The 17,438-nt window shown below is 67.5% G+C and carries 13 protein-coding genes; 10 read left to right on the top strand and 3 right to left on the bottom strand.

Going from position 1 to position 17,438, the window contains the following annotated elements:
* Both ACM608_RS03010 and ACM608_RS03005 read right to left on the bottom strand, forming a co-directional pair.
* Positions 1-666 (bottom strand): response regulator transcription factor, encoded by a 666-nt coding sequence (locus tag ACM608_RS03010; RefSeq protein WP_419681766.1) that lies wholly within the window; start codon positions 664-666, stop codon positions 1-3.
* A 35-nt stretch (positions 667-701) separates the two neighbouring features.
* Entirely contained in the window at positions 702-1,115 is a 414-nt protein-coding gene (locus tag ACM608_RS03005; protein WP_419681764.1) for a PepSY domain-containing protein, read from the bottom strand.
* A gap of 133 nt (positions 1,116-1,248) precedes the next feature.
* Here ACM608_RS03005 and ACM608_RS03000 point away from each other — a divergent pair, with 133 nt between their 5' ends.
* Positions 1,249-2,064: a shikimate 5-dehydrogenase gene (locus tag ACM608_RS03000; protein ID WP_419681762.1), complete on the top strand. Its 816-nt coding sequence runs from the start codon at positions 1,249-1,251 to the stop codon at positions 2,062-2,064.
* Between the two features lie 92 nt (positions 2,065-2,156).
* Here ACM608_RS03000 and ACM608_RS02995 read toward each other — a convergent pair whose 3' ends face one another.
* Positions 2,157-3,149, bottom strand: coding sequence for a LacI family DNA-binding transcriptional regulator (locus tag ACM608_RS02995; protein WP_419681760.1), 993 nt, complete (start codon positions 3,147-3,149; stop codon positions 2,157-2,159).
* Positions 3,150-3,447: 298 nt separating this feature from the next.
* On the opposite strand from ACM608_RS02995, the gene glk reads away from it, so the two are divergent.
* The 9 genes from glk (at position 3,448) to ACM608_RS02950 (ending at position 17,422) form a co-directional block, all read left to right on the top strand.
* Positions 3,448-4,419 (top strand): glucokinase, encoded by a 972-nt coding sequence (gene glk / locus ACM608_RS02990; protein ID WP_419681758.1) that lies wholly within the window; start codon positions 3,448-3,450, stop codon positions 4,417-4,419.
* Positions 4,420-4,686: 267 nt separating this feature from the next.
* Entirely contained in the window at positions 4,687-7,173 is a 2,487-nt protein-coding gene (locus tag ACM608_RS02985) for a TonB-dependent receptor (protein WP_419681756.1), read from the top strand.
* 21 nt (positions 7,174-7,194) lie between these two features.
* Positions 7,195-8,751: a tryptophan halogenase family protein gene (locus tag ACM608_RS02980; RefSeq protein WP_419681754.1), complete on the top strand. Its 1,557-nt coding sequence runs from the start codon at positions 7,195-7,197 to the stop codon at positions 8,749-8,751.
* A complete protein-coding gene (locus tag ACM608_RS02975) occupies positions 8,748-10,991 on the top strand; it encodes a beta-glucosidase family protein (protein WP_419681752.1) in 2,244 nt (747 codons plus the stop codon). The genes ACM608_RS02980 and ACM608_RS02975 overlap by 4 nt, the downstream gene beginning before the upstream one ends.
* A gap of 137 nt (positions 10,992-11,128) precedes the next feature.
* Positions 11,129-12,412, top strand: a complete 1,284-nt coding sequence (locus ACM608_RS02970) for a sugar MFS transporter (protein WP_419681750.1) — start codon at positions 11,129-11,131, stop codon at positions 12,410-12,412.
* Positions 12,413-12,575: 163 nt separating this feature from the next.
* The gene (locus tag ACM608_RS02965; RefSeq protein ID WP_419681748.1) at positions 12,576-13,850 is read left to right on the top strand and encodes a cation:proton antiporter; all 1,275 of its coding nucleotides are present in this window, start codon (positions 12,576-12,578) and stop codon (positions 13,848-13,850) included.
* Entirely contained in the window at positions 13,850-16,294 is a 2,445-nt protein-coding gene (locus tag ACM608_RS02960) for a glycoside hydrolase family 3 N-terminal domain-containing protein (RefSeq protein ID WP_419681746.1), read from the top strand. Before ACM608_RS02965 ends, ACM608_RS02960 begins: the two co-directional genes overlap by 1 nt.
* A gap of 154 nt (positions 16,295-16,448) precedes the next feature.
* Complete coding sequence (locus tag ACM608_RS02955; protein ID WP_419681745.1) at positions 16,449-17,000, top strand: response regulator transcription factor; 552 nt, start codon at positions 16,449-16,451, stop codon at positions 16,998-17,000.
* Positions 17,001-17,062: 62 nt separating this feature from the next.
* Entirely contained in the window at positions 17,063-17,422 is a 360-nt protein-coding gene (locus ACM608_RS02950; protein WP_419681743.1) for a hypothetical protein, read from the top strand.
* Positions 17,423-17,438 lie beyond the last annotated feature (16 nt).

Genomic DNA, 17,438 nt, shown 5'->3' with positions numbered 1-17,438 from the left:
TCAGCCGGCTGGGTCTTCGAGGCTGTAGCCGAGCCCGCGGATGGTGGTGATCACGTCCTGACCCAGCTTCTTGCGGATGCGGGTGACGAACACCTCGATCGTGTTCGAATCGCGATCGAAATCCTGGTCATAGATATGCTCGATCAGCTCGGTCCGACTGACCACCTTGCCCTTGTGGTGCATGAGGTAGCTCAAGAGCTTGTACTCCTGGGCGGTCAGCTTGACCGGCGATCCGTCCAGCGTGACCTTGCCCGAACGCGTGTCGAGCCGCACCCCGCCCGCCGTCAGTTCGGAAGAGGCGTTGCCCGAGGCGCGGCGGATCAGCGCGCGCAGGCGGGCGATCAGCTCCTCGGTCTGGAACGGCTTGGCGAGATAGTCGTCCGCGCCGGCATCGAGGCCCGCCACCTTGTCCGACCAGCTGTCGCGGGCGGTCAGCACCAGCACCGGCGTCTCCTTGCCGTCCTTGCGCCAGCGGTCGAGCACCGTCAGCCCGTCCACCTCCGGCAGGCCGAGATCGAGCACGATGGCGTCGTAATTCTCGGTCGCGCCGAGATAATGCCCGTCCTCACCATCGGTCGCGAGGTCGATGGCGTAGCCCGCACCCTCCAGCGTGGCGCGAAGCTGCCGGCCGAGATTAGGCTCGTCCTCGACGATCAGAACCCGCATTCGCTTCCTTTCCTATGCCGTTTACGGCCGGCCCCTCAACGACCCGAGCGCCCGATGATCGCGCCGGTACGCGCGTCGACATCGACCCATATCACCGATCCGCCCCGCATGAACTTCAAGCGGTACGTTCCCGTTCCGGTATCGAGTTCCGGGCCAAGATACGAGGCCCCGCCCATGCGCGGGATCACCCGGCCTTCGATATCGCTGAGCGAGCGGATCGCACCCGAGCGGCGCATCTGGAACGCGGCGTCCTGTTCGGGGCGATTGCGGGCCGGCCGGCCGTCGTCAGCGCCGAAGCGACCGGGGCGGCTGCGATCCTCGCGGGCGCGGTGCGAGCCCGGCTCGGACCCCGGTCGATGCTGCGCAAGGCCAGGGTCGGCGAGAGCCGGCCCGGCGATCAACGCCAGCGAAAGCAACGCCTTGCGCAAATACTGTGTCCTCACGGCCATAGGCTGTGACATAGGGTTCGCGCGTTGAACAGGCCGTGAATGTCCGTCGTTTCATCGCACGCGCGAGTGTTGCAGAGAAGCCCCAGGGCCCTGGTTTCTGGTGGCGTTCGCCCCGATCTGCCAAGGCGGGCCGATGACCAAGCCCCCGATCAACCGCGACACCCGGCTCTGCATTTCGCTGTCCGAGCGGCCGAGCAATTTCGGCACGCGCTTCCACAACCGCCTCTACGATCTGATTAGCCTCGACTACGTCTACAAGGCCTTCGCCACCACGGACATCGTGGGCGCGGTGGCGGGCATCCGCGCGCTGAACGTGCGGGGCTGCGCGATCTCGATGCCGTTCAAGGAAGCTGTGATCCCGCTCCTCGATGGTCTCGCCCCTTCAGCGGCGGCGATCGACAGCGTCAACACGATCGTCAACGACGACGGCGTGCTCACCGGCCACAACACCGACTACGCCGCCGTGCGCCGCCTGGTCGAGGAGAGCGGGGCCGATCCCGCGCAGCCGATCCTGCTGCGCGGATCGGGCGGCATGGCCAAGGCGGTCGCCGCCGCCTTCCACGATGCGGGGTTCACGCAGGGCACGATCGTCGCGCGCAATCCGGCGACCGGCCCGGCGCTTGCCGAACGCTACGGCTATCGCTGGCAGGCTGAACTTGGGCAGACGACCGCGCCGGTGCTGGTCAATGTGACGCCCCTCGGCATGGCGGGGAGCGACGAGGGCGCGCTGGCATTTCCCCCAGAAGAGATCGAGGCCGCCAGCCTGATCGTGGATGTCGTCGCCATGCCGACCGAGACCCCGCTACTCAAGGCCGCCTCGGGCAAGCCCACCATCACTGGCGCGGAGATCATCGTGCTGCAGGCGCTGGAGCAGTTCACGCTTTATACCGGGGTGACACCGACGGAAGCGCAGGTCGTGGAAGCGGCCGACTGGGCGCGAGCGGGCTGACCTCAACGCCGTTCGCGCTGAGCCTGTCGAAGCGCCAGCGCCACCGTCGCACAGGCACTTCGACAAGCTCAGTGCGAACGGGCGGTGGTGCGTTACCCCACCGCCACGGTGGACGCCCGGATCATCAGCTCGAACGGCAGCTTGTGCTCCGCGAAGTCCGCCGGGCCGGCCAGCAGCGACTCGACCGCCGTCCACCCCATCTCCTCCAGCGGTTGCCGCACCGTCGTCAGCGCGGGCCAGATCAGGCGGCTCATCGGCGTGTCGTCGAAACCGGCGATCGATAGCTCGCCCGGCACGTCCACGCCCATCGCGCGGGCCGCCATGATCCCGCCCAGTGCCATTTCGTCGTTCGTCGCGAAGATCGCCGTCGGGCGCGGGTTGGCAGCGAGGAGGACGCGGGTCGCCTCCATGCCCGAATGGATGTCGAAATATCCTTGCGCCACCAGCCCCGCCTCCGGACGGAGGCCGGCCGCCGAGAGCGCGTCCTGATAGCCGGACAGGCGCGCGCTCGCCGCCGCGTGCTCGGGATGGCCGCGCACGATGCCGATCCGCTTATGACCGAGGGCGATCAGATGCTCGGTCACGGCGCGGGCGGCCGCGCGCTCGTCCATGAAGATGTGGATGTTGCGATCATGCCGCGCCGCCGCCAGCCGCGCGACCGGCGTTCCCAGCCGATCCAAGGTGGCGAGCAGCTGCGCATTGTCGGACAAAGGCGGCGACAGCAGGATGCCGTCCGGTGCCAGCGTCGCCACCATCCGCTCGGCGGCGTCGTCCAGATGCCGGGAATGCGCGTCCACCGGCTCGACCACCAGATGGTAGCCGAGTTCCCGGCAACGCCGCGCCGCCCCAGCCTGGATGCCCGCGATATACTGCGGGTTCGGGTTGTCGTAGAGATGGGCGATCAGGAACGACTTGCTGCCGGCCAGCCGCCGCGCCGCCTGATTGGGGCGGTAGTTCAGCTGCTGCGCCGCGCGCTCGACCCGCTGGCGCAGCTCGTCCCGGACGTGCGGCGCCTTGTTGAGGACACGCGATACCGTCTTGATCGAGACCCCGGCTTGGGCGGCGACGTCGCTGATTGTGGCCAAGGCACTCCCCAGGCGGGTTAAGGCGGGCGATAGCCGCGGGATCGCGGCGGTTCCTGACGATTGTCAGCGCGGCCCCCTCAGGTCAATGGCGGGCGCCGTTTCTTGGCTCGCCATTGACAGCGTTGTCTCAACAACGCATGCGGCTTCGGCGGCGGCAGATCGCGCAAATCGATCGGGGGAGAGGCCTGGAAATGCGCTGGAACGCGTCATTCGCCACATCGCCGGATCCGACCCGGCACGCCATCGCGAGGGAACCAAACCGCGTGCGTGGTGCGTATTGTCTGCAGGAGGCGAATGGATGACGGAGCTTGTTGCGGTCGATATCGGCGGGACCAACGCGCGTTTCGCGATCGCGGAGGTGGCGGACGGCCGCGTCGTAAAGCTCGGCCCCGAGACGGTGTTCGAAACCGCGCGCCACGCCAGCTTCCAGCTCGCCTGGCAGGCCTTTGCCGAGAGTGCCGGACGCGCCCTTCCCCGCGCCGCCGCCATCGCCATTGCCAGCCCGATCGGGGGCGAGGTGCTGAAGATGACCAACAATCCGTGGATCATCCGCCCGGCGCTGATCCCCTCCAAGCTGGAGGTCGACAGCTACACACTCGTCAACGATTTCGGTGCGGTCGGCCATGCCGTCGGGCAGGCGGGGCCGGAGCATTTCCGCCATCTCTGCGGCCCCGACGAGCCGCTCCCCGATGCCGGCGCGGTCACCGTCGTCGGCCCCGGCACCGGCTTGGGGGTCGCCAGCATCCTCCGGCGCGGCGGCCATGACTTGGTCAGCGAGACGGAGGGCGGGCATATCGACTTCGCCCCGCTCGACAGCCTCGAGGACGCGATCCTCGCGCATCTCCGCCAACAATACCGCCGCGTCTCGGTCGAGCGGATTGTCTCGGGGCCTGGCCTCGTCAACATCTACACCGCGCTCGCCGCGCGCGACGGCCGCGCCGTCGAGCATCGCGACGACAAGAGCCTGTGGAAGGCGGCGATGACGGGCAGCGATGGTCTCGCCGCCGCAGCGCTCGACCGCTTCTGCCTTTGCTTCGGCGCGGTCGCGGGCGACCTCGCGTTGGCGCATGGCGCCAAGGGCGTCGTGATAGCCGGCGGCCTCGGCCTGCGGCTCGCCGACCACCTCCCCCGCTCCGGCTTCGGCGAGCAATTCGTCGCCAAAGGGCGGTTCGAGGGGATGATGTCCAGGATCCCGGTCAAGCTCATCACCCACCCGCAGCCCGGTCTCCTCGGCGCCGCTGCGGCCTATGCGGAAGAGCATCGCGTCTGATCCCCAGACGAAAATGCAAGCGTTGTCGGTTTTCTGCGGCGCACGCGAACTTGGCTCATGCCGCTCATCGCCGCTGCCGATATGTCGGATTTACGTCATCGTTTCTCTCTGTGCGGAGGCCGATCCTCCGATGCGATGCAGCATTCCAGCCACAGTCTGGACCATGCCTGTAACAAACGGGCAATGTCTTAATTGACACCGTTGTCTGAACCTGATTTGAAGCGCCCTGAAGCCCCCTCATAGGGGTGAGTTCAGTTGGAGGATGCTATGATCCGGCGTACCCTCTGCGCGAGCACTGCGCTCGCTGCGGCGATTTTCTATTCTTCCCCGTCCCTCGCTCAGCAGGTCGATCCCGCGACCGGTGAGGCCAGCCCGACCGCGAACAGCGGTGCCGCCGAGTCGCAGACCGCGAGCGGCCCTGTTCCCAGCGACGACGGCGACATCATCGTTACCGCCACCCGTCGCGAGACCAGCCTGCAGAAGACCCCGCTCGCGGTGTCGGCCTTCAGCCAGGCGACCCTCGATCGTCAGCAGGTCCGCGACGTCACCGACCTCGCTCGCTTCGTCCCCTCGCTGCAGTTCAACCAGCAGGGCGACCAGTCGGCGGTTCTCCTCACCCTTCGCGGCATCGGTAATGACAGCGCTTACACCGAGGTCGCCGACCCTGAGGTCGCGATCTACATCGACGGCGTCTACTCGCCCCGTTCGCAGGGTGCGTCCGTGCTCATGTACGACATGGAGCGTGTCGAGGTGCTGCGCGGTCCGCAGGGCACCCTGTTCGGCCGCAACGCCACGGTCGGCGCGCTGAACCTGACTTCGGCCAAGCCGACGCTCGACAAGTTCTACGGCAATGTCGAGACGGTGTACGGCAACTACGACCGCATCGGCGTGCGTGGTGCCATCAACCTGCCGGTCACCGACACCCTCGCCTTCCGCGTCGCCTTCGTCAGCGACAAGCATGACGGCTATGCCAGCTATCAGGACGCCCCCGACGTCGCCGGCATCAACCGCTCCGCCTTCATCACCGACGGCAAGAAGTATTACGCGCAGGACCAGCAGTCCGTCCGCGTCAGCGCGCGCTGGGAGCCGTCCGATCGCTTCGACTGGACGCTGTCCGGCGAGTATTTCTGGGACCAGGGCGCTCCGGTCATCGGCCTGATGCAGACGCCGCGTGCCGGCCAAAAGCGCTGGTCCACCCTCTCCGACACCGCGCCGGATACCGACCGTTACTCGGCCGCGATCCGTTCGACGATGAACTACGACCTGACCGACAACATCCAGTTCAGCTACATCGCCGGCTGGTCGCGGATCGGTGGTTCGACCCGCACCGACGCCGACGCCGGCGCGCTGCCGCCGACCAGCGACACCGATCCGATCGGCGCGTTCAACGAGAACCGCACGCTCAGCTCGCGCTACAACTTCCAGAGCCATGAAGTTCAGCTGAAGTCGACCGGCGAGAACACGATCGACTGGATCCTGGGCGCTTATTACAGCCACGAAAAGAACCGCATCCGCTTCGACATCGATCAGCGGAACGGCTATCGCGACGGCACCTTCAGCTGGGCCGGCTCCTTCATCCAGGCCAATCGTCAGATCGACAGCCGCGCGGCCTTCGGTCAGGCGACCTGGAACGTCAACGACGCGATCCGCCTGACTGGCGGCATCCGCTACACCTCCGACAAGAAGGAGGACATCGGCGGCCGCAACGTGACGTTCAGCGGCGCGGGCTGCGAGCCTGAGGATCAGCTGCCCGGCGGCGCCTGCACCGGCGGCATCTTCGGTGCCTTCCCGGGTGCGACGGCCGATGAACTGGTCGATGCGCTGCCCGGCTTCTCGATCTCGAAGAACGACGTGAAGGGCAAGTGGAACAAGGTGACCTGGCTCGCCCGTGCCGACGCGGATCTCGCGCCCGGCATCCTCGGCTACGCCAGCGTGTCGACCGGTTTCAAGTCGGGTAACATCCAGGACAATGCCGGCCTGACCGATCCCGAGACGCTGACCAACTACGAACTCGGCCTGAAGAACCGGCTGTTCGACAACAAGGTGACCCTGAACGTCGCGGCCTATTATTCGGACTTCAAGGGCTATCAGGTGAACCAGGCCGTCACCTTCCGCGATGCGGACGGCGACGTGATCTCCAGCCAGATCGTGACCCAGAACGCCAAGGGCGCGACCGCCTATGGCTTCGAGCTTGAGGCGGTGGCGAACTTCACGCCGAACGACCGCCTGCAGCTGTCGGGCACCGTGCAGAAGACCAAGCTCGACGAGCTCGCATCCGTTGATGGCCGTCTCTACAACTCGTCCCTGCCGTCTGCCGTTGCGCAGCTGAAGGGCAACGAGCTGGCGCACGCGCCGCGCTTCTCCGGCACGATCAGCTACGAGCATGACTTCGAGCTGGCGAACGGCGGCAAGATCACGCCGCGCTTCACCACCCACTACGAGTCGAAGAGCTGGCTCAGCTACTTCAACGGCGACAGCAATCCGTTCGTGACCGCGAATACGGATGGCATCCCGAACCGTGGCAATTGGGGCACCGACTGGGATCGCCAGAAGGCGTATTTCCGCTCGGACTTCTCGCTCCGTTACGAGCCGGACAGCCGCGCCTATCTGGTCGAAGCCTTCGTCCAGAATATCGAGAACAAGCATATTCGCACCGGCGCCGGTTCCTTCGGCGCGCCGCGGTACGATCCGGTGTTCCTGTCGAACCTCCAGCCTCCCCGCACCTATGGAGTTCGCGTCAAGGCCAATTTCTGACCTGACGGACAGGAGCATCCGATGACGACGGCTTCTCCCTCCCCCGGCCGTTTAGTCATCTTGGGCGGCGGTACAGCCGGCTGGCTTGCCGCCGCCCATTTCTCCCGCGCGCTCGGGCTGCGCGGGGTGACACTGATCGAATCCGCCGACATCGGCACGATCGGGGTGGGCGAAGGCACCTTCCCCACCATCCGCTCCACCCTCGCCAGCCTGAAGGTCAGCGAGGCGGAGTTCCTCCGCGAAAGCAGCGCCAGCTTCAAACAAGGCGTCCTGTTCGACGGCTGGGCGACCGGCGCGGACAGCTATTTCCACCCGTTCAACCTGCCCTTCGGCGGCGATGACGACGCGCTCCTCCCCTATTGGATCGCGGACAGGTCGCCGCAGCGCCGCGCCTATGCCGATGCGGTGACCGCGCAGGAGCGCGTGATCCGCGCCGGCCTCGCGCCCAAGCGGTCGCAGGACCCGGACTTCTCCGGTCCGATGAACTACGCCTATCATTTCGACGCCGCCCGCTTCGCCGCCTTCCTCCGCCGCATATCGGAGGCGGCGGGGGTGACCCGTATCGAGGGCACCGTCGCCTCCGTCGCGCAGGACGAGAGCGGCGACATCACCGAACTGACCCTCGCCGACGGGCGCACCGTCACCGGCGACTTCTTCATCGACTGCTCCGGCTTCCGCGCCAAGCTGATCGGGGAGACGCTCGGCTCTGGCTTCCGGTCGGTTGGCAAGCACCTTTTCAACGACCGCGCGCTCGCGCTCCAGGTGCCTTACGCCAGCCCGGACGAGGCGATCCGCCCCTATACCCTCGCCACCGCGCATCAGGCGGGATGGACCTGGGACATCGGCCTCGATACCCGGCGCGGCACAGGCTACGTCTTCTCCAGCGCCCATGCGACCGATGAGGAGGCGGAGGCGACGCTTCGCCGCTATGTCGGGACGGCGGGCGACGGCCTCGAACCCCGCATGCTCCGCTTCGAAACCGGCTATCGTGACCGCCAGTGGATCGGCAATTGCGTCGCCGTCGGCCTCTCCGCCGGCTTCTTCGAACCGCTGGAATCGACCGGCATCATGCTGATCGAGGTGGCGTGCAAGATGATCGGCGACTTCCTCGTCTCGCCCGATCGCGCCGCCCGCGACGCCGCCGCGCGGAGCTTCAACCGCATCATGGCAGGCCGCTTCGATCGGATCGTCGACTTCCTGAAGCTGCATTACTGCGTCACCCGCCGCACCGACACGGCCTATTGGCGCGACAATGCCGACGCCGCCTCGATCCCCGAGCGGCTGCAGGACCTGCTCGTCCAATGGCGGCACCGCCCGCCGTCGCGTTTCGACTTCATCGTCGACTTGGAGACGTTCCTGCCGGCGAGCTACCAGTACATCCTCTACGGGATGGGCTTCGAGACGAAGCTCGCGCAGCCGCAGCGGTACAAGGAGAGCGCACAGGCCGCCTCCGCCTTCATCCGCGTGGCACAGGCGGGCGCACAGGCAAGCCAGCACCTGCCACCGCACCGCGCGCTCCTTGCATCCTATACCGCCGCGCCCGCGGCCAAGCTTTCCAGCGTAAAGGGACAGTCATGAAGCCATCCTCCGCAATCCTCGGCCTCGCGCTTGCCGGCACCGCGCTCTCCGGCGCGATCGCCGCCGATCCGGTCAACAAGGCGGCGCAAGATCGCGCGGAGGCGATCGTGAAGAAGATGACGCTCGCCGAGAAGCTGAGCCTCGTCCACACCTACTTCCCGCCGATGGCGAAGCCTGACAAGCCGCTCGACCTCATCCCCTCGGCCAGCCACCTGGAGGGCATTCCGCGCCTCGGCATTCCCACTACGCGGGAGAGCGACGCCAGCCTCGGCGTCGCCAACCAGGTCGAGCAGCGCAAGGGCGATGTCGCCACCGCCCTCCCCGCCGGCCTCGCCACCGCCGCCACCTTCAATCCGCAGATCGCGCGCGAAGGCGGCGTGATGATCGGGTCGGAGGCGCGGGCCAAGCGCTTCAACGTCCTCCTCGCCGGCGGCGTCAACCTGACCCGCGATCCGTGGAATGGCCGCAACTTCGAATATCTCGGCGAGGACCCGCTCCTCGCCGGCGTCCTGGCGGGCGAAGCGATCGCGGGCGTGCAGAGCAACCGGATCGTCTCCACGATCAAGCACTTCGCGCTCAACTCGCAGGAAACCGGCCGCCACGTCCTCGACGCGCGGATCGATCCGGCGGCGTTGCAGGAAAGCGACCTCCTCGCCTTCAAGATCGCGATCGAGCGCGGCAAGCCCGGCTCCGTCATGTGCGCCTATAACAAGGTCAACGGCGACTGGGCCTGCGAGAACGACGCGCTGCTGAATGGCGTGCTGAAGGGCGAGTGGAAGTATCCCGGCTGGGTGATGTCGGACTGGGGCGCGGTGCATAGCACGGTGAAGGCCGCGCTCGCCGGCCTCGACCAGCAGTCCGGGCAGGAACTCGATCCCGCGATCTACTTCGGCACCCCGCTGGCGGTCTCGATCGGCCAGGGCGACGTGCCGATGTCGCGGCTGGACGACATGGTCACCCGCTTCCTCTACGGCCTGATCGACACCGGCACGATGGACACCCCCGTCGCCGCCACGCCGCAGCCCATCGACTATGCCGCCCATGCCAAGGTCGCGCAGAAGGCGGCGGAGGAAGGCATCGTCCTCCTGAAGAACGAGGGCAACATCCTCCCCGCCGCGAAGACCGCGCGCAGAATCGTGCTGATCGGCGGCCATGCCGATGTCGGTGTCCTCTCCGGCGGCGGCTCTAGCCAGGTCCGCTCTGTCGGCGGCGCGCCGGTCGAGATCCCGCTGACCGAGGGTCAGGCGGCTTCCTTCGCCCGTATGACCTGGCACGCCTCCTCGCCCTTGAAGGCGATCAAGGCGCTCGCCCCGCAGGCGCAGGTCACCTATGTCGATGGCTCGAACCCCCGCGCCGCTGCGGCCGCTGCCAAGGACGCGGACCTCGCCATCGTCTTCGCCTGGCAGTGGCAGACCGAGGCGCAGGACGTCGAGACCATGGCTCTCCCCGACAGGCAGGACGCGCTGATCGAGGCGGTCGCCAAGGCCAACCGCAAGACCCTCGTCGTGCTAGAAACCGGCGGGCCGGTGCTGATGCCGTGGGTCGCCAAGGTACCCGCCATCCTCGCCGCCTGGTATCCGGGCCAGCGCGGGGGCGAGGCGATCGCCAGCATCCTGTTCGGCGACGTGAACCCCTCCGGCCGCCTGCCGATCACCTTCCCGGTCCGTGCCGAGGATGCGCCGCGCCCCGCGCCGGTCGGCCTTGCCAACCTCAAGGCGGCGGACGCGCGCCGGGCGGCGGACGGCAACGTCAACTACGGCCAGTCCGCCGGCATCGCCCCCTTCAAGGTGGATTACCCGGAAGGTGCCAATGTCGGCTATCGCTGGTACGAGATGAAGGCGCGCAGGCCGCTCTTCCCCTTCGGCTACGGCCTCACCTACTCGTCGTTCCGCTACAGCGGGCTGCAGGTGCAGGGCGGCGACAAGCTGAGCGTCACCTTCGATGTCACCAACGCCGGCCGGGTGGCGGGCGCCGACGTGCCGCAGGTCTATGTCCGCGCGGTGGATGCCCAAGGCATTAAGACCTTCCGCCTCGTCGGCTGGGAGAAGGTGAGGCTCGAACCCGGCCAGATCCGCCGTGTGACCGTCACCGTCGATCCTCGCACCATCGCCCGCTACGACATCGCGGCGAAGGGCTGGGCGCTGGAGGCCGGCAGCTACGACGTGGCGGTCGGCCCCGACGCGCAGACCCGCGCGCTGGTGGGCACGGCGACCTTGGCCGCGAAGACGATGAAGCCGTAAGTCAATTCATTACAATAACTCCGTTCGTGCTGAGTAGCGGCTGAGCGAAGTCGAAGACGCGTATCGAAGCATCCTTCGATACGGCATTTCGACAAGCTCAATGCCTACTCAGGACGAACGGCTTGGGAGAGATAGCAATGGCCGCGATCGGCACCGACAGCACACCGCCCGCCGCGGCCCAGACAACCGGCTCGGTCGCGAGCCTACGCTGGTTCGTCTTCGCCCTGTTCTTCATCTTCGGCGGGCTGACCAGCCTGAACGACGTGCTCGTGCCCAAGCTGAAGGGCCTATTCACGCTCACCTATCACGAGGCGATGTTGGTCCAATCGGCGTTCTTCGCCGCGTATTTCATCGTCTCGCTACCCGCCGCAATGGTGGTGCAGCGGGTGGGCTACCTCCGCACCGCTGCCATCGGACTGCTGACGATGATGGCGGGCTGCCTGCTCTTCATCCCCGCCTCCGGCTCCGGCACCTTTGGAGTCTTCCTGCTCGCGCTCTTCGTCCTCGGCTCGGGCATCACGGTCGTGCAGGTGGTCGCCAACCCGCTGATCTCGATGCTCGGCGCACCGGAAAGCGCGTCGAGCCGCCTCACCTTCGCGCAGGCGTTCAACTCGCTCGGCACCACAATCTTCCCGGCGGTCGGCTCGACGCTGATCCTCGGCAGCCTCGCCACCGTCGATCCCGCGACGCTCTCCGGCCCCGCCCTCGCCGCCTTCCATGCGGAAGAAACGCGGACCATCGTCCACACCTATCTCGGCCTCGCCGTCGCCCTCCTCGTCATCGCCGCCGTCGTCTGGCTCGGCCGCAAGCGCCTTCGCGAGACCCAGGCGCAGGACAACATCCTGCAGGCGTTCAACCTGCTGAAGCGCCCCCGCTTCGCCTTCGGCACGCTCGGCATCTTCCTCTATGTCGGCGCGGAGGTCGCGATCGGATCGCTGATCGTGAACTACCTGATGCAGACCGACGCCCTCGGCCTCGGTGAAGAGGCGGCGGGTCAGCACCTTATCTTTTACTGGGGCGGCGCGCTGGTCGGTCGCTTCATCGGCGGCTTCGTGCTGCGCGCGGTCAGCCCGGCCAAGGTGCTGACCGGGGTCGCCGCGGGCGCGATCACCCTCATCCTGATCTCCGCCAACACCGCCGGCGCGGTCTCCGGCTGGTCGCTGCTCGCGATCGGCCTGATGAACGCGATCATGTTCCCGACGATCTTCACTTTGGCCAGCGAAGGCCTCGGCACCCGCGCAGCCGAAGGGTCGGGCATCATCTGCATGGCGATCGTCGGTGGCGCGATCGTGCCGCTGTTCACCGGCCGCGTGGCTGACGAAACGACGCTCCGCTTCGCGCTGATCGTCCCGGCGATCTGCTACGCGCTGATTGCCTTGTTCGGCCAGTACTGCCGCCGCAATCCGGTGCTGCGGGGGTGATGGGGCACGCAGTCCAAATCCTTCCCCGCAGGGGGAGGGGGACCGCCGGCGCAGCCGGTGGTGGAGGGGTATCAACGCTTCAGAAGGAATGCCTCGCGGTTAACGGGGCTACCCCTCCGTCACGCCTTCGGCGCGCCACCTCCCCTTCTAGGGGAGGATGACAATGACCACCTCCTCCGTCCACGCGACCGAACTCCTGCTCTCCTCGGTCCTCCTCCAGATCGTTGTGATGATCGCCGCCGCCCGCGCGATGCACAGCCTGTTTCGCGCGATGGGACAGCCGGGCGTTGTCGGGGAGATCGTCGCCGGTCTCGCCCTCGGCCCCTCGCTGCTCGGTCACTTCCTGCCCGGCTTCTCCGCCACCGTCTTCGGGGCGGAGGCGCAGCCGGTCATATCGGTGCTCAGCCAGATCGGCCTCATCCTGCTGATGTTCCAGATCGGCTCCGGCTTCGAATTCGGTCGCCTCGCCCAGCCGCGCCTGCGCAAGGCCGTCGTCCTCGTCGCCGCCGCGTCGCTGGTCGCGCCTTTCGCCCTCGGCTTCGGCCTCGGCTGGGCTGGCGCGGCGCATTTCGTTCCCGGCGCGTCACCCCTGCCCTCCAGCCTGTTCTGCGGCGTGGCGCTGGCCATTACCGCCGTGCCGATCCTCGGCCGGATCATCAACGAATACCGGCTGACCGATCAGGATACCGGCATCGTCGCGATCTCCGCCGCCGCGATCAACGACGTCGCCGGCTGGCTCCTCCTCGCCAGCATCTCCGCGCTCGCCGCCGCGCAATTCTCCGGCGGCCACGCGCTCGGCCAGCTCGCCGGCCTGGCTGTCCTCATCGTGGGAATCCGCCTCGCCATGCCGCTGATCGACAGGCTGCTCGCGAGATGGCCGGTCGCCGATGGTCGCTTGCCGCCCAACCTGATGGCCTTCGCGCTCTGCCTGATGCTGCTGCTCGCCATCGTCACCTACCGCATCGGCATCTTCGCGATCTTCGGCGGCTTCGCGGCGGGCCTGCTGTTCCACCGCCATGCCGATTTCGCGCGCGCTTGGGCGGATCAGGTCGGCCGCTTCGTCATGGTCTTCTTCCTGCCCGTCTTCTTCACCTTCACCGGCCTGCGCACCAACCTCCTCGCGCTCAGCCCGGCCGAGTTTGGCTGGCTGGCCGTGGTCTGCGCCGCCGCGATCATGGGCAAGCTCGTGCCCGTCTACGTCGCCGGCCGGGCGAGCGGCTTCGCCCATCGCGACTCGATGATCCTCGGCACGCTGATGAACACCCGCGCGCTGATGGAGCTGATCGTCCTCAACGTCGGCTACGATCTCGGCATCCTGCCGCGCCCGATGTTCACCATTCTGGTCGTCATGGCGGTCGTCACCACCGTGATGACCGGCCCGCTTCTCCGCCTGCTCCTCGCCCCGCGTGGGACAAAACTCCAGACTGTCGAGGCCTGATGAAACTCACCCATCTGCTCACGGGCGCCGCCCTGATCGCCACCCCGATCGCCGCGCAGGATCTGTCGCCGGTCGCCCATCCGGACCTCTGGCCGAAGGTTGCCGCGCAGCCCAAGCGCGATCCGGCGGTCGAGGCGAAGATCGACCGGCTCCTCACCGCCATGTCGATCGAGGACAAGGTCGGCCAGCTCCTCCAGGTCGATATCGCCAGCATCAAGCCCGAGGACGTGAAGACCTACAAGCTCGGCTCGATCCTCAACGGCGGCAACTCCGCCCCGAACGGCGACGAGCTCGCCCCGCCAATCGAGTGGCTGAAGCTCGCCGACGCCTTCTACGACGCCTCGATGCAGCGCAGCGACGGCCGTCCGGCAATCCCGATCATCTGGGGAACGGACGCCGTCCACGGCAACAACAACATCGTCGGCGCGACCCTCTTCCCGCACAATATCGGCCTGGGCGCGGCGCATGATCCGGAGCTGATCCGCAGGATCGGCGAGGTCACCGCCGCCGAGACCGCCGCCGCCGGCATTGACTGGACCTTCGCCCCCACCCTCGCTGTCGTGCAGGATGACCGATGGGGCCGCACCTACGAGAGCTACTCCGAGGAGCCGGAGGTGCAGAAGGCCTATGCCGGCAAGATGATCGAGGGCGTGCAGGGCCGCGTCGGCACCAGCGACTTCCTCTCCCCCACCCGGGTCATCGCCACGACCAAGCACTTCCTCGGCGATGGCGGCACCGGCGGACGCGATCAGGGCGACACCCGCGTGCCCGAGACCGTGCTGCGCGACGTCCATCTCGGCGGCTATCCGCAAGCGATCGCCGCCGGCACCCAGTCGGTCATGGCCAGCTTCTCCGGCTGGAACGGCGTCAAGATGCACGGCAACCGGAGCCTGCTGACGGGCGTGCTCAAGGATCGGATGGGCTTCGACGGCTTCGTGGTCGGCGACTGGAACGGTCACGGCCAGGTCGAAGGCTGCACCAACGAAAGCTGCGCCGCCGCGATCAACGCCGGCCTCGACATGTTCATGTACTCGGGCGACGGCTGGAAGCAGCTCTACGCCAACACGCTGGCGCAGGCGAAATCGGGCGAGATCACCCCCGCCCGCCTCGATGATGCCGTTCGCCGCATCCTGCGCGTCAAGCTGCGCGCCGGCACCTTCGACCGGGGTCGCCCCTCCTCCCGCCAGCTTGCCGGCAAGATGGAGCTGATCGGCGCCCCCACGCACCGCGCAGTCGCGCGTCAGGCGGTCGCCGAGTCCCTCGTCCTCCTGAAGAACGAGAATCGCACCCTGCCGCTCAGCCCCAAGGCGCGCATCCTCGTCGCGGGCAAGGCGGCGGACAGCATCGCGCAACAATCCGGCGGCTGGTCGATCACCTGGCAGGGCACGGGCGTCGACAACAAGGCGTTCCCCAACGGCCAATCGATCTGGTCCGGCATCCGCGAGACGGTGGAGAAGGCGGGCGGCACTGCCACCTACGCGCCCGACGGTGCCTTCACCGACAAGCCCGACGCCGCGATCGTCGTCTTCGGCGAGGAGCCCTATGCCGAGTTCAAGGGCGACCGGCCGAACCTGGAGTTCAGCCCCGGCGACAAGGCCGACCTCGCCCTGATGGCGGGGCTGAAGGCGAAGGGTGTCCCGGTGGTCGCCGTCTTCCTCTCCGGCCGCCCGCTCTGGGTGAATGCCGAACTGAACGCGAGTGACGCTTTCGTCGCCGCTTTCCTGCCCGGCAGCGAGGGGGGCGGGGTGTCCGACGTGCTGTTCCGCAAGGTGGACGGCACGGTGAACCGCGACTTCCACGGCAAGCTCACCTTCTCCTGGCCGAAGCGCCCCGACCAGTACGTCCTCAACCGCCGCGATCCCGGCTACGACCCGCTCTTCGCCTATGGCTACGGCCTGACCTATCAGGACGACCGCCACCTGCCGAAGCTGGACGAGAGCCGCCCGGCCGGCATGGAGACCGGCGCCACCGGCACCTTCTTCGGCAAGGGCCGCCTGCCCGACGGCTGGACCATGACGGCGGAGGGCGCCGCGCGCATCGTCCCCGTCGACCGCCGCGCGCAGGAGGATTCGCGCCGACTCACCTGGGCAGGCGCGGGCAAGCTGATCCTCACCGCCGACAAACCCGTCGATCTCGGGCGGGAGACCAATGGCGAGCTGAGCCTGGTCATCGAGTACAAGGTCGATCGCCCGGCCACGGCTCCGGTCGTCATCGGCATGGCCAATCCGGCGCGATCGGCGGACGTCCACTTCACCGCCGCCTTCACGAAAGTTGGCGACTGGACCAGCCTTGCCGTTCCGCTCCGCTGCTTCGCGTCGGCGGGGCTGGACATGAGCAGCCTCACCCGCCCGTTCATCCTGTCGGCCGCCGCACCCCTCGACATCACCCTCTCCGACATCCGCATCGAAAGCGTGAACGTGCCGATGGACCGCTGCGGGGGCTGACCTGTCCCGTTCCGGCGCGGGAAAACGTAACAACTGTTTACATGGTCTATGAACGAATCCGCTTTGGCGGTATTCTCCGGCCGGGTGCGTCCTCCGCATCCGGACGGAGGCGAGCGGGTGGCTGGCGGTTTGAGCGCGCGGATCGGAGCGGACGATGTCCGGCGCTGACGCCTGCCTCCGCCTCAGCGAGCGCCAGCGCGAGTGCCTGCGTCTCGTCTACAAGCATATGCGACAAAAGGAGATCGCGCGGGAGCTGGGGATCGCCCCTACGACCGTGGAGATGCACCTGAAGGCTGCGCGCACCGCGCTGGGGGCCGCCGACAGCCGCGAGGCTGCCCAGATTCTCGCCCTTTACGAGGGTAGGGACACCTATGGACAATCCATACATGGTCCGGAGCAGGTTGCCGAACGGCTATCCGACCTGTCACCCATCGTCCCGCAACCGAACTACGGGAACGGCCGGTTCGGGGCGGTGACGGATCAGGCGCTCCACGAGGATCAGGCGTTCTTCGACGCCTTCGCGGAGACCCAGTCCTTCCTCCCCGACCTGCCTTTCCCGACGCAGGGGAGGGCGAAGAACGATCTCGGGCCGTGGCTGCGCCTCGCCTGGATCGGGACGATCGTGGTGGGATTGCTGCTGGGTACGGCCATGATGGTCGGCGCCCTCGCCAACCTTACCCCCGTCGTGGACGCCCTCAACTCCTGAGGTTCTGCTGCATGGCCAACTGACGAAACGTGCGGATGCCGTCCGCGCGAAGGGAGAAACTCATGCTCAACACCCGCCTGGAAGCCGTGAAGGACGTGACCGCCTCGCTCCGCGAATTCGAGACCGCGATGGACGAGGCCCTGATCAAGGGCTTTGCGCTCGGTTCCGAGATGATCCGCGCCCGCCAGAAGGCGAAGCTCGCCGCCGCCGTCGGCCAGGACGCGCTGCAGAACGTCATCAAGGCGCTGTCGTGCATCACCGAAGGCCGCGAGCGCACCGTCGAGAGCCACGAGCAGCTCGCCGAGGTGCGGTCCTACTTGGGCCTGGACGTGCTTGCCACGGGTGATGCGGGCAAGCCCCCGAAGTCTCCGATGGTTCCGGCCATGGATGCCGGCGCTCCGGCTCGTCTTCGGATCGCCTGAAGCCCTTGACCATCGC

Source organism: Sphingomonas sp. ID0503 (assembly GCF_048565625.1).
GTDB lineage: Bacteria > Pseudomonadota > Alphaproteobacteria > Sphingomonadales > Sphingomonadaceae > JBLZUR01.
The sequence above is the reverse complement of the archived record's forward strand: the minus strand, read 5'-3'. Positions and strand labels throughout refer to the sequence as shown.